Source organism: Blautia massiliensis (ex Durand et al. 2017) (assembly GCF_001487165.1).
Lineage (GTDB): Bacteria > Bacillota > Clostridia > Lachnospirales > Lachnospiraceae > Blautia_A > Blautia_A fusiformis.
This window is the reverse complement of record NZ_LN913006.1, coordinates 2,848,974-2,862,383: the sequence shown is the minus strand read 5'-3', so window position 1 is coordinate 2,862,383 and position 13,410 is coordinate 2,848,974. Positions and strand designations below refer to the sequence as shown.

Below are 13,410 nucleotides of genomic sequence, written 5' to 3'. Positions count from 1 at the left end.
AACAGTAACTCAAAAGTTTCTCTCCTTACGGATAGAACGGAAACAGGATCGGCAACAGGATCATACAGATCACAAAGGATACCAGGATCAGCGGCAGACCGGATTTCACATAGTCCTTGAATTTGTATCCTCCAAGACCGACTACCATGGTGTTTGCTGGCATACCGATCGGTGTTGCATATGCACAGGAACCTGCGATAACAGTTGCGATAACAACGGCTCTCGGATCTGCTCCGAGGTTGTTTGCAAGAGATACCGCAATTGGAATCATCAGTGCTGTGGTTGCTGTATTTGACATGAAATTTGTCAGCACACAGGTTACAATAAAGATCACCAGAAGAAGAAGGATCGGACTCGGATCTGCTCCAAGAAGTCCTACGATCTTATCTGCGATCAGTTCTCCGGCTCCGGTTGTATCCAATGCTTTTGCAAGTGTCAGAGAACCGCCGAAAAGGAATACAACTTTCAGGTCAATAGATTTCAGTGCTTCTTTTTCGGAAATAACTCCTGTCAGAACCAGGAGGATCGCTCCGATACATGCGGAAACCTCAATGCTGATGCCGATCTCTTTCTCAAAGATCATTGCAAGGATCACAAGGATCAGTACTACCAGGGAAACAGTCTGTTTCCACTTCGGTACATGGCTGAAATCCTGCTGATCTTCAAGAGCTGCACCGGATGCATTCTTTCCATCCGGAAGGAATTTATATCCGATAAGGACAAAGTAGAGGATTCCGATCAGAAGCATCGGAACTCCAACCGGCGCATACATAAAGAAGCTTGTGGAAAGCCCCATCTCCTGAAGTGCATTCACACCCATCAGGTTTCCGGGTGCACCGATAATAGAAAGGTTTCCGCCAAGTGCTGCGGCAAATACCAGCGGCATCAGAAGACGGCTTCTGGAATAGCCGGACTCATCGGCGATTCCACAGACTACCGGGATCAGCACTGCTGCAGTACCTGTATTGGATAAGAATCCGGACATTACACCTACGATCACCATGATCGCAATGATCAGTGTTTTTTCTGTTCTGGCAAATTTCGTGACCAGTCCTCCGATCTTATTTGCCATTCCTGTTTCGAACAATGCCTGGCCTACTACAAACATGCCAACGCAAAGGATTACGTTACTGTTTACATACTGTGAAAATGTTGTTGTTGCATCCACAACTCCTGTAAGGGTCAGGCCGATCGCACAGATCGAAGCCGTCAGACCAAGAGGAATTTTTTCAAGGATGAAACTGATAATGGTGAACACAAGAAACAGCAATGTGATAGTTGTCTGAGACATTTCTGTACTCTCCTTCCATTTGGTTTTTTCCTGAAAAGTATAGGCCGTACACGTTTCTTTTGATGGTTCCATTATAACCGGTGTACATATAAAAAAACAAATTAATGAAACATATATCCGCATAAAAAATATTTATAGTATCAGTTTTTAATGATAATTTTTGTACATTACTAACATAAAATCAGCGTATCAGCAAATGAATCTGGCAAAAATTATATTTCTATGCTATTTTTATGTAGACACCAAAATACTCTGTCACATCTTTTCCGGACAGAAATGAAAAACTTTACTAAAAAATTTAATCTGACAATTCATCGAGAGAAGGTTTATCATGACACTGAATCAACTACGCTATTTCTGCACAGCCAGCCGCTGCCACAGCATCACAAAGGCAGCCGAAGAATTATATGTGACCCAGCCCACCATTTCCATGGCTATCCGCGATCTGGAGATTGAATTCGGGATCAGCCTTTTTTCCAGAAAAGGAAATCAGCTGAGTCTGACCCAGGAGGGAGAGTCCTTCTACAAAAAAGCTACCTATATCCTTCAATATTGTAATGAGCTTCAGGCCGATTACTCCAGCATGTCCAGGATAAAGCCCCCTCTTCGCATCGGGATCCCTCCCATGCTGAGTACCGTATTTTTTCCGGAGCTGCTTACGGCGTTTCACGAAAAGCACCCGGAAATTGCCGTAGTACTGGAAGAATACGGATCTGTCCGTGCCTGCAATCTGGTACAGGATGACACCCTGGATGTAGCTTTGGTCAATATGGAACAGTATAATATAGATAAATTTCACAACACCGTCCTGGCCAACGACCAGGTGGTTTTCTGTGTGAGCAACGACCACAGGCTGGCAGAAAAAAAATCAGTCACAACAAAAGATATGGTGAAAGAGCAGCTGATCTTTTTCAATGCTGACTCCGTCCAGAATCAGATCCTGAAAATGCGTTTTGAGATGGATGGCCACACACCCAATATCGTTATGCGGAGCAGCCAGATCTACACCACCCTACAATTTGTAAAAACCGGAAAATATGGCTGCTTTCTCTACTCCAGCATGACCGATAACTTTTCCACTTCCAATGTTACCGGTATCCCGCTCAATCCACCTGTCCGCATAAAAATCGGCATGGTATGGAAAAAAAGCAAATATATCAGCGGCGATATGCTGACATTTCTGCATTTCACCCGCATGTATTACAAAGAACATCCGCTGATAGAAAAGTAAATCCCCAAACTTCCAATTATATGTCGATTAATTTTTCTAATAAATGCATTTTTTTTTAAAAAACCATTGAAATCCATCAATTCATGTGATACTCTGTGTTACAGTGTTTTTCTACACAGAACGAATGACCGCCACTACCGTACACAAAAAGGTCCTGGCATCATTCAAAAATAAAAAAACTCAGGAGAGTCTCTTCAAATCAAAAGGGAAGAGCGCCGAAGGTGTACGCAGCACACAAAATGCTGTAAATCTCTCAGGCAAAAGGATGGAGGAAAGAGTAATGTTTACACAAATCAACAACTTTATCACATGGTTTGACGGAGTCGTTTGGGGACTTCCGCTGATCATTCTGATCCTGTTCACAGGAATTCTGTTAACCACTCGGTTAGGTCTTTTACAGGTAAGGCACCTCGGAAAGGCACTGAAATTCATGGTAAAAAATGAAGAAGGCGGCGATGGTGAGGTCACAAGCTTCGGAGCTCTGTGTACTGCGCTTTCAGCAACCATCGGAACCGGAAATATCGTAGGTGTCGCAACTGCTATCGCAGCCGGCGGACCAGGAGCACTTTTCTGGATGATCGTAGCCGCATTCTTCGGAATGGCAACCAAATACGCAGAAGGACTTCTGGCGATCAAGTACCGTACCATTGACAAAGAAGGCCACGTTCTCGGCGGACCTTTCTACTACATCGAAAACGGTATGGGAAAACAATGGAGATGGCTTGCCAAGATCTTCGCATTTTTCGGAGCAGGTGTGGGACTTTTCGGTATCGGAACCTTTACACAGGTAAACGGTATCTCATCTGCAGTTACCAATTTCTTTGACCCGGATAAAGCACACACAGTAGCACTTTTCGGAAATACATATTCCTGGGCAACTGTAGTTGCATGTCTGATACTTACCGTATGTGTAGGACTTGTCGTTCTCGGCGGAATCAAGAGGATCGCAAAGGTATCCCAGGTCGTTGTACCGTTTATGGCAGTTCTCTATGTTGCACTGGCACTGATCATCGTGATCACAAACATCACTGCAGTACCTACAGCGATCGTAACTATCGTAAAATCTGCTTTCACAGGAAGCGCCCTTGCAGGTGGCGCAATGGGAACCATGGTCGTAGCTATGCAGAAGGGTATCGCCCGCGGTATCTTCTCCAATGAGTCCGGTCTTGGTAGTGCCCCGATCGCAGCCGCTGCAGCTCAGACAAAGGAGCCGGTACGTCAGGGTCTTGTATCCATGACAGGTACATTCATCGATACCATCGTGATCTGTACCATGACAGGTCTTTCCATCGTCATCACAGAGACATGGAACACAGGTCTTGAGGGTGTTGCCATCACAACAGCAGCTTTCCAGAAAGGACTTCCTTTCCCGCCGGTTGTAGCATCCTTCTCACTGATGTTGTGCCTGGTATTCTTCGCATTCACAACAATCCTCGGATGGGATTACTACGGTGAAAGATGTCTGGAATACCTGTTCAACAGAAACAAAGCCGCAGTTACAACATACCGCTGGCTGTACATCATCTGCGTATTCATCGGACCATATATGACTGTAGCAGCTGTATGGAACATCGCAGATATCTTCAATGCCCTGATGGCATTCCCGAACCTGATCGCTCTTCTTGCCCTGAGCGGTGTGGTTGTAAAGGAAACTAAGGATTTCTTCAAAAGACATAAAAATTACGAATTCTGATCCCAAATATCGTAATCAAATGTAAACACACACAAACCCATGTTGATCCCCTAATATCATATAAAAAAAGACGCGAACCTTTTTATCTTCCGATAAAAGGCCGCGTCTTTTTTATTTAAAAGCTTTCTATGCCAGCGTCAGGATCTCCATCTGCTGTGTCAGATCCGCTGCATCCAGAATCTCTCCATTTCGGATATCTTTCTTATCAAGCCGGACACACATTTCCTCTCCATCTGTCATATGGAAAAAATTATCCTCCAGAGTAACATCCGCATCAGTAAATCCAATAGCTGTAAACGGGCTGAAGCAGCTGCTTTTTAAATGGATCACAAATGCATCACCTTGCTCCTCCACCTCGGCAGTGATCTCCGGTTTATCCAGCTCCAGATATTTATACGGAACAAGGGTCTCCACATCACAGAGCACATCTCCGTCAGCAAGTGTCACTTCCGCCTCAAGAAAGATCTCATACTTCTTGTCTTCCCATCCGGAAACATCCACCGCCAGGATCGGAGCGGACTCCTGCACACCCATAGTGCCCGTTCCGGTAAGCTTCTCAAGAATCTCGCATTCCATATTTTTCACATAAAAGGCAACCTGATATGACTGTGCGTCCATACTTTCATTTGCCAGATACACCTGCATGATATCCCCATCCATGCACATACTCACCGCCTGTGGCCCATAGAATTTTTTTGCCATATAATGAAGTGCCTTCCAACGGCCAAAGTAGTCGATACTTGCCCAGGATGCCACCGGCCAGTTGTCATTGATCTGCCAGTAAAGGGTACCCATACAGCGGCCTCTGTGACGTCTCCAGTGGTCTACTCCATACTTCATGGCCATTCCCTGAAGGATCTGGCTCACATAGAGAAGCTTGCGGAAATTCTCCGGATAACGGAAATTCTCGGAAAGATAATACAGGATCTTTCCGTTAGCTGCAGGATTTTTCTGGTGGTTCTCCATCACCCTGGAAAAAATATTCCTGTCTTTCTCTTCCGTAAAGCTTTCCACAGTTTTCAGGCACGGAAAAGACTGGAAGCCAAACTCCGAGCAGAAACGAAAATAATGCTTCTGATAATCTGTAAAAGGCTTCTGACCATGCCATACATCCCAGTAGTGACAGTCTCCTCTGTTCTCATCGTCCGGATCATCAAAGCAACCTCCGGAACTTGGGGAAGACTGCCAGAAAAAGGTCTCGCTGTCTGCCGCCCTCACTGCTTTCGGAATCACATACTCAAACATTTTTATGTAGTCCGCACGGAGATATTTCGACTCACTCTGTACCTCCGGCCAGTGATCCCAGGCAGACTCCATCTCATTGTTTCCGCACCACAGGCCAAGGGATGCATGATGACGGAGACGTTTTACATTTTCCGTGATCTCCTTCGTGATATTATCTTCAAATTCTTCTGTAAGATCATAAACATTACATGCGAACATCAGATCCTGCCATACGATCAGTCCCATCTCATCACAAAGATCATAGAAATGATCCGAAGGATAATAACCGCCGCCCCACACACGGACACAGTTAAAATTGGCACGTTTGCAGGATTCCAGAAGATACTTCTGGACCTCCGGTGTGATCCTGGAATAGATGCAGTCCTCCGGAATATAATTTCCCCCCATGGCAAAAATTTTCACGCCATTGACACAGAACGCGAACTCTTTTCCCCAGAGATCTTTTTCCTGGCTGATGGTAAGGGTACGGAGACCGATGCGCTTCGTTATGGTTTCCAGAACTGTGCCATACTCGTCCAGAAGTTCCACCTGAACTTTATATAACGGCTGATCGCCGTAGCCGTTTGGCCACCAGAGCTTCGGGTTGTGGATCGAAGATGTCAGCACTGCTGGATTATTATTCGCTGATACAGTCTCCCCCACTTTGCATACATGGGCTTCCGTTTTTCGGTCGTTAGCACCTGTTCTATGTCCACAGACGCTCTCTGCATCCTCCTGGATCGTCACCCTCACCTGACACTTATCCACAGCATCTCCGCTTACAGCCACAGTTGTACACACATCCACAGCATTATCCCCATGCACCTGTGTGATCTTCACATCCTCAATTCTCGGATGACTGTATGCTTCCAGATAAATATCCCGAAAAATCCCGGCATCAATGGTCTGGGGGCCCCAGTCCCATCCAAACATACAATGAGCCTTCCGGATCAGCTGGTTTCCTTTCATTCCACCGCAGGGAACATAGTGGATCTCTTTATTATCTTCATACTCATAAGCTTCGATATACTTGAATACCGACCGGAATACGATCCGGATCTGATTCTCCCCGGAATGAAGAAATTCTTTCACATCCAGCTTCCAGGTACGATGCATGTTATCTGCAGATCCGGCTTTTTGCCCATTGATATAAATATCTGCAAGAGTATCCAGCCCCTCACAGACCAGAATTATTTTTTCTTCTTTTAGGATATCCTCTGCAGCCACAAATGTTCTGCTGAATTCATAATCCTTCCGGAACAGTTCCCTTGTCACATCCTCATTTGTCCGGTAAAAAGGATCTTCGATCTTCCCGGCACCATAGAGCCCGGAAAGCACAGATCCCGGAACCTGTACCTCACATAATCTGTCATTTCCTGCTTCTGCCAGCTCCCACTGGCCATTTAACATTATTTTCCTCATAAAATATATCTTCTCCTGTAAAAATCCCCTTCGCACGATCTTATATACAGGGCTGTTGTATCAGCCGTACTGTATTTTATTTATAGCCTTCCCCCATAATTCCGGTAATTCTCAATATAATCCAGGATCTCCTCCGGGTCTTTCATGAACCGGCACATACCCACAACATCTCTGGACATAAATTTTTCCCCTGCTGTGTATTCCAGGAGTGCCTGCATGCTGTCGTAATATCCCTGAATATTATAAAGAACGATCGGCCTGTCGATCCGTCCCAGACTCTTCAATGTCAGAATCTCAAAAAACTCCTCATAAGTACCAATTCCCCCAGGTACCACGATGGTCGCATCCGAGCGGCTTTCCAGCAGGTGCTTCCTCTCACGCATATTTTCAGTAAAAATGAACTCTGTACAATGCTCATACAACACTCCCGGCTGGTCAAAAAATCTCGGTGCGATACCCAGGATATAGCCTTTTTCTCTGTCAACACCCCGGGCTGCCGCCCCCATCAGCCCCTCTTTTCCACCTCCGAAAACAAGGCCGTGTCCTCGCTTTCCCATCAGCTGTCCCAGCTCTTCCGTTTTCTCATAATAGATCTTTTTCAGCTCTGCGCTGGACGCTCCATAGATACAAATATTCATGCTTCCGTCTCCTTCCCTGCTGCCTCCACAAATGCCCGTAGAAGCTTCAGCTGCTCCGAAGAATCATACATCATCTCCGGATGCCACTGCACAGCTACTGCAAATGGATGATCGTTTATCTCTGAATATAACTTTTGCCGGCCTCTGCACATGATACTGGCAAAGACCGGCTTTCCGTCATTTCCGATACATCTGGAATGCATCCGAAAATGCCTGTTATTTTATTATAATCTGACATACACATGGGGTCAAGCAATTGCCGCTGCCTGAAGCTCCCGTTTTATTATACGAGAACTTTTTCTACTGCGTCTTTCCATCCGCTGTATTTCTGGTTTCTTTCCTGCGGATTCATGGAGGGGATGAACTGATTGCGGTTCTTCACCTCGAAAATGCTCTCCATCTATAATTTAGGGACTGATCAGTCATACAAGCCATTCTGCTCAAAATCTCTGAACAGGCTAGCTTCTCCATCATCAGCAAATGCATCTGCATCCCCCTGATCGGAGTCATCCTGTCCTCCCTGGATATCTGGGACATCTGCATCCTGGGAATCCTGGGACGTGCTATCCTCAGAGCTGTCCTTGCTATCCTTGCTGGAACTGTCATCTTTACCAAGTTTTACAGTGAGTGTCTTCTCCTTATATTCATTACCATCCAGAACTGCAACCGTCACATCGATCTTTTCCTTCGGCTCATAATACTGAAGCAGCTCAACCAGCTGATCGATACTGGTGATCGTTTTACCATCAAACTCTGTAATGACCATATTCTTGGTAATACCTGCATCATCGGCAGGGCCGCCCTCGGTTACCTTCGAAACAAATACACCCTGCGGGATACCATAAATCTGTACTGCCTCCGTACTTACTGTACTGCCTGTGATACCAAGGATACCATGATTATCCACTTTATCTCTTGCCTTGGCATTCATCATGTTCTCAAGAGAATCCGCAACATCAGAAATTGCAATGGCATAACCCATACCTTCAACCTCAGTAGAAGCAAGCTTGGAAGAGTTAATACCAACAACCTCACCATCCATATTCAGAAGCGCACCGCCACTGTTACCGGGATTGATAGCCGCATCTGTCTGGATCAGGTTCACGCCTTTGTTGATACTGCTGCTGTTATCTGTAGAATCACCCTCGATCTGTCCTGATGCATCTGTCTTACGGTTCTTAGCACTGACAATACCAGTAGTAACGGACTGGCCATAGCCAAGTGCATTACCGATGGCAACAACCTGCTCACCGATCTTCAGATCATCAGAGCTTCCGATCTTTGCAACAGAAATTGCATCCATTGTATCATCCGAAACATCCTTCGTTGCAACAGAAACAACTGCAAGATCCTCGCTTTCATCAAAGCCCTTTACCGTAGCCTCATAAGCATTACCATCTGCAAAGGCAACTGACAAGGTATCGGCACCATCCACAACATGATAGTTTGTGGCGATCAGCAGCTCAGAATCTGTTTTTCCGATGATAATACCGGAACCGCTTCCTTCAACTTCCTGCTCCTGGCTCGGCGCATACTGGGAACCAAACATGCTGTAATAATCCTGAACCTCCTGAACGGACTTGGTTGTGATGGCAACTACAGAAGGCATTGCCTTCTCAGCAACATCTGATACATCCAGACTGCCCTTTGTATCGGAGGATTTTGTATCCTCTGTATCTTCGCTGTCTTTATTTGATTTTTTATCAGACTTCATAAGAGTCAGATTCTCGGAGCTGTCGGTTGCCGCCTGTACGGACTGTGCACCGGAGAAATAATTTATACCTTCATATGCACCAACTCCAATGCCGCCGGCAAGTACTGCACACAGGCTGATGGTTGCACCCTTTTTCATCATTTTCTTTATTTTTAATTTTCTGTTATTGTTCATGGTTAAGTCCTCCCTGGGAAAAAATTCTTCTCTGTTTCCTTTTGATGCTTCAAAGTATATGGGTTAATTGTGTTTACTTTGTGGGAAAAATGTGTTTTATTTGTTAAAACTTTTCACTGTCATCACAACTACAAACCACGCAACCTCAAGAAGAACGATCATTCCACCTGGTTTCAGTCCGGCATAATAGGAAAGAAACAGTCCGGCAATGGTGGTACATACCGCCACGATAATGGCACAGATCAGTGTACCCTTATAGCTTTTTGCCATCTGCATCCCACACGCCACCGGAACTACCAGCATGGAGGAAACGATCAGGGTTCCTACTGTACGGGACGCAATGGAAACTGTCAGAGCCGTCAGAATAGTAAAAAGAAAATTAATATTCCGCACGGAAACACCGGAGATCCTTGCCGCATTTTCATCAAAGCCGATATAAAACAGTTCCCTGTAAAAAAACAGCACTGCTGCCAGTACCAGCACACTGATCACAACTACCAGCGCCAGCTCTCCTTCACTGATGGACACAATACTTCCGAACAAAAAGCTGTTCAGACTGGCACCGTTTTCCACAAAGCCGGACAGCACACCGGCCAGTCCGATCCCGGCAGACATGACGATGGAGATCGCCACCTCCGAATAACGCGGAATTTTTTTGCGGATAGCCTCAATTCCAAGAGCAGCTACGATGCACATCACTACTGCACCGGCTACCGGATTCACTCCAAGTATCAGTCCCAGCACAACACCAGCCAGTGAAGAATGGGAAAGCGCATCTCCGATCATGGACATCCGTTTCAGAACAATGGTGATCCCGATGCAGGGCGTGATCACAGCCAGAAGGATTCCCACCAGAAAAGCCCTCTGCATAAATCCATACTGTAAAATACTCATACTTCGTCGATCCTCCCCTCTTCCGCTTTAAAGAACCGGTTTGCTCCTTTAAACTCACCTGAATTTCCATGAGTAACCATAAGGATCGTCAACCCCTGTTCCTCATTCCGCTTCCTCAGAACTTCTGCAAGTGTTTTCACAGAAACCATATCCATTCCTGTGGTAGGCTCATCCAGGATCAGGATCTTCGGTTTTCCTGCCAGTGCACGTGCCAGCATGACCCTCTGCTGCTGTCCTCCGGAAAGATCTCCGATCCTTCTTTTCCAGAACTCTTCCATTTCCATCTCCGCAAGTGCGGCTTTCAAACGCGGGATCTCTTTTTTTGCCCGGAAACGTGCCTTCCAGGAAGAGGAATACACACCTGTCATCATGATTTCTTCCACAGTCGCCGGAAAATTCTGGTTTCTGCTGATACTGTTCTGTGGAACATATCCCAGATCTCCTTTTCCGAATGTGGCAGAAATATCTTTTCCATTTACGGTGATACTTCCCTCCTGCGCCTTCAGTTCGCCCAGAAGAAGCTTCAGAAATGTACTTTTTCCACTTCCGTTTTCACCGGTAAGGATGGCATAATCGCCATCCTTCACCTCCAGATTCACCTGATCCAGCACAGGTGTCCCTGTATAGTGAAACGAAAGATTTTCTATCAAAATTCCCATAATTTCTCCTTTTTTGTTACAGCTGCTGTCCTGCACCTTCAGTTCAATGCCTTCCTGAGCGCCTCCAGATTCTTCCTCATCACAGAAAAATAATCCTCTCCGGCCTCGATATCCTCCTCACTTAATCCCTCGATCGGATTCAGCACAGCCGTCACCGCATCCACTTCCTTCGCCACTGTCTTCGCCACCTTGGGACTTGCCAGCTCCTCAAAAAATATGGTATGGATGTCGTATTTTTTCGCATACTCGATCACTTCCTGCATCTTGGCAGGATCAGGCTCTGAATCCGGTGTCAGCCCTTCGATAGCCAGCTGCTTCAGATCATAGGCATTGCACAGATATCCAAAAGCCTCATGCGCCACTATGATATCCCGGCTCTTCGTACCTTTCAGACCATCTCTGAACTCCTGATCCAGCTCATCGAATTCACCGGCATATTTCTCATAATTTGCTTCATAATAATCACCGTTCCCAGGATCAGCCTTCACAAAAGCATCTCTGATATTTTTCATTTCCTGCTTTGCACGCATAGGATCAAGCCAGACATGCGGATCTTTTCCTTCATCACCATGAGCATGATCATGTCCTCCATCCAGAAGCTCCACACCATCCGATGCCTCAGACACAACCAGATCCTGATTCTCCAGAGTATCCAGTACATCCTCCGCCCAGTGCTCCAGATCCGCACCATTATAGACAAACACATCTGCATCCTCAAGATTCCGGATATCCGTTGCCGCCGGCTCCCAGTCATGAGGCTCCGTTCCCGCCGGAACCATATCCTTCACCTGAATCCTGTCGCCCCCTACCTTCCGGGCAAAATCATACATTGGATAAAAGCTGGCCATCACCTTCAGTCGGCCATCCTCCACAAATGGCTGTCCCACCGTTCCGGCCCTGTGCAAACCATATCCGGTCACACCGCCCACAACAAGAAGCGTCACTGCCAGAACTGCTACCGCTGTCATCTTCCCTCTGTTAACATTCATTTTTTAAGCCTCCTGCAGCTGTCACAATATCCATAAAAGATCGTCCGGCTCTGATCAATCTCAAATCCGTGTTCATCCAGCACATGTCCCACAAAATGATCGATACATCCACACTGCAGAGGAATCGTATGCCCACATTCCAGACACACAAGCTTACCGTAATTCTTCCGCTCCTCATCACGTATAAAACGATACTGGGCAGGCGCTCCCTCCACAGACGGAACCTTCAGCACCGCTCCCTCCTTCTGCAGCCGCTCCAGTCCTCTGTATACCGTTGTCCTTCCGATCCGGATCTCTTTTCCACGAAGGAGCTCCATAAACTGATCTATGGTATAAAATGTATCTCCATATTCCTGCAGGCATTCCAGAATTATTTTCTGCTGCCTGGTGCTGTATTTCATTTTTTCTTCCATTATATTTCCTACTCTCTTCTATCAACTGCACCTTACATGGCAGATTTGAATTTGAAAACCGTTTTCATATTACATTCAAATAAGAATTTCGTCAAGATATTTTTGAAGGGAAATAATTTTTGGTATGTTCTTATAAAAGCACTTTATCTCTACCTTCTTTTATGATAAAATATAACCAAGACTTAACCAATAGAAAGAAGGTAGACCTCTATGAAATCACAGCGACTGGACATGATCGAAGAATATGTGCTGGAGCATAAGAACGCTTCTCTCGATACATTATGTGAGAAATTCAACGTATCCAAAAACACCATCAGAAGAGATGTCGATATCCTTCTGAAACGTGGCAGTATCATGAAAGTATATGGCGGTGTCGCAGCACTCGAAACTCCACAGACTCTTCCCCTTCTGTCTTACGAAGAGCGTGGCGGACGTTTTCCTGACGAAAAGAAAGAAATCTGCCGCCGTGCCGCAGAGCTTGTGGCAGAAGACGATACCATCTATATCGATACAGGTACAACCTGCCTGAACCTGGTTGATTTTATTGCAGATAAGCACTGTACGATCCTGACCAACAGCCTGCTTATCTTCAACAAGGCAGCATCCTATCCGAACCTGGATATCATTTCCGTTCCCGGAAAGCTGAACCGCAAGACCCTGTCCTTCACAGGACCGGATATCAATGATTATCTGCAGACCTACAACATTTCCATGGCTTTTATGGCCTGCACAGGTGTAACCATGAAGAGCGGACTTACCAATGCCAGCGCCGAGGAATACATCACCAAAAAAGCCATCGCAGAGAATGCCAACAGCATAATCCTTCTTGCAGACCATTCCAAATTCGGCCGGATCTCTCTTATGACCTATTCTTCCATGGAAAAGCTTGACGCCATCGTAACCGACCAGCCACTTCCTGAAGAATACGACAGCTTCTGCCAGGAGCACGGCATCCGTGTTATGACGATCGATTAAATCGGATATTGTCCCTAAAAAACGGTGCATCTGCCGGAAATCCAGCAGATGCACCGTTTTTGAATATGCTCATTTCATTAGAGGATTTTATCT

At 45.9% G+C, this 13,410-nt stretch carries 12 protein-coding genes and 1 riboswitch; of the genes, 3 read left to right on the top strand and 9 right to left on the bottom strand.

Annotated elements, in window-relative coordinates:
• Positions 1–25: 25 nt before the first annotated feature.
• A complete protein-coding gene (locus BN3261_RS14160) occupies positions 26–1,291 on the bottom strand; it encodes an SLC13 family permease (protein ID WP_059086586.1) in 1,266 nt (421 codons plus the stop codon).
• Between the two features lie 331 nt (positions 1,292–1,622).
• Here BN3261_RS14160 and BN3261_RS14155 point away from each other — a divergent pair, with 331 nt between their 5' ends.
• Entirely contained in the window at positions 1,623–2,522 is a 900-nt protein-coding gene (locus BN3261_RS14155) for a LysR family transcriptional regulator (protein WP_059086585.1), read from the top strand.
• A 171-nt stretch (positions 2,523–2,693) separates the two neighbouring features.
• A riboswitch (glycine riboswitch) is annotated at positions 2,694–2,801 on the top strand.
• A 1-nt stretch (position 2,802) separates the two neighbouring features.
• Complete coding sequence (locus tag BN3261_RS14150; RefSeq protein WP_059086584.1) at positions 2,803–4,215, top strand: alanine/glycine:cation symporter family protein; 1,413 nt, start codon at positions 2,803–2,805, stop codon at positions 4,213–4,215.
• Between the two features lie 126 nt (positions 4,216–4,341).
• On the opposite strand, the gene BN3261_RS14145 is transcribed toward BN3261_RS14150, so the two are convergent.
• The 8 genes from BN3261_RS14145 to BN3261_RS14110 all read right to left on the bottom strand — a co-directional run bounded on the left by BN3261_RS14145 (position 4,342) and on the right by BN3261_RS14110 (position 12,342).
• The gene (locus BN3261_RS14145; RefSeq protein ID WP_059086583.1) at positions 4,342–6,861 is read right to left on the bottom strand and encodes a beta-mannosidase; all 2,520 of its coding nucleotides are present in this window, start codon (positions 6,859–6,861) and stop codon (positions 4,342–4,344) included.
• A gap of 80 nt (positions 6,862–6,941) precedes the next feature.
• Positions 6,942–7,499, bottom strand: coding sequence for an LOG family protein (locus BN3261_RS14140; protein WP_015526428.1), 558 nt, complete (start codon positions 7,497–7,499; stop codon positions 6,942–6,944).
• On the bottom strand, positions 7,496–7,702 hold the full coding sequence (locus BN3261_RS17795) for a hypothetical protein (RefSeq protein ID WP_015526429.1): 207 nt from the start codon (positions 7,700–7,702) through the stop codon (positions 7,496–7,498). Before BN3261_RS17795 ends, BN3261_RS14140 begins: the two co-directional genes overlap by 4 nt.
• 215 nt (positions 7,703–7,917) lie before the next feature.
• Complete coding sequence (locus BN3261_RS14130; protein ID WP_059086582.1) at positions 7,918–9,387, bottom strand: S1C family serine protease; 1,470 nt, start codon at positions 9,385–9,387, stop codon at positions 7,918–7,920.
• Between the two features lie 96 nt (positions 9,388–9,483).
• The gene (locus BN3261_RS14125; protein WP_015526431.1) at positions 9,484–10,281 is read right to left on the bottom strand and encodes a metal ABC transporter permease; all 798 of its coding nucleotides are present in this window, start codon (positions 10,279–10,281) and stop codon (positions 9,484–9,486) included.
• Positions 10,278–10,940, bottom strand: a complete 663-nt coding sequence (locus BN3261_RS14120; protein WP_015526432.1) for a metal ABC transporter ATP-binding protein — start codon at positions 10,938–10,940, stop codon at positions 10,278–10,280. The genes BN3261_RS14125 and BN3261_RS14120 overlap by 4 nt, the downstream gene beginning before the upstream one ends.
• A 38-nt stretch (positions 10,941–10,978) precedes the next feature.
• Positions 10,979–11,908, bottom strand: coding sequence for a metal ABC transporter substrate-binding protein (locus tag BN3261_RS14115; RefSeq protein ID WP_408611437.1), 930 nt, complete (start codon positions 11,906–11,908; stop codon positions 10,979–10,981).
• A 17-nt stretch (positions 11,909–11,925) separates the two neighbouring features.
• Entirely contained in the window at positions 11,926–12,342 is a 417-nt protein-coding gene (locus tag BN3261_RS14110; protein ID WP_059086580.1) for a Fur family transcriptional regulator, read from the bottom strand.
• A gap of 210 nt (positions 12,343–12,552) precedes the next feature.
• Between BN3261_RS14110 and BN3261_RS14105 the strand changes: the two genes are divergently transcribed.
• Positions 12,553–13,317 (top strand): DeoR/GlpR family DNA-binding transcription regulator, encoded by a 765-nt coding sequence (locus BN3261_RS14105; RefSeq protein ID WP_059086579.1) that lies wholly within the window; start codon positions 12,553–12,555, stop codon positions 13,315–13,317.
• The last annotated feature ends 93 nt before the right edge of the window (positions 13,318–13,410 follow it).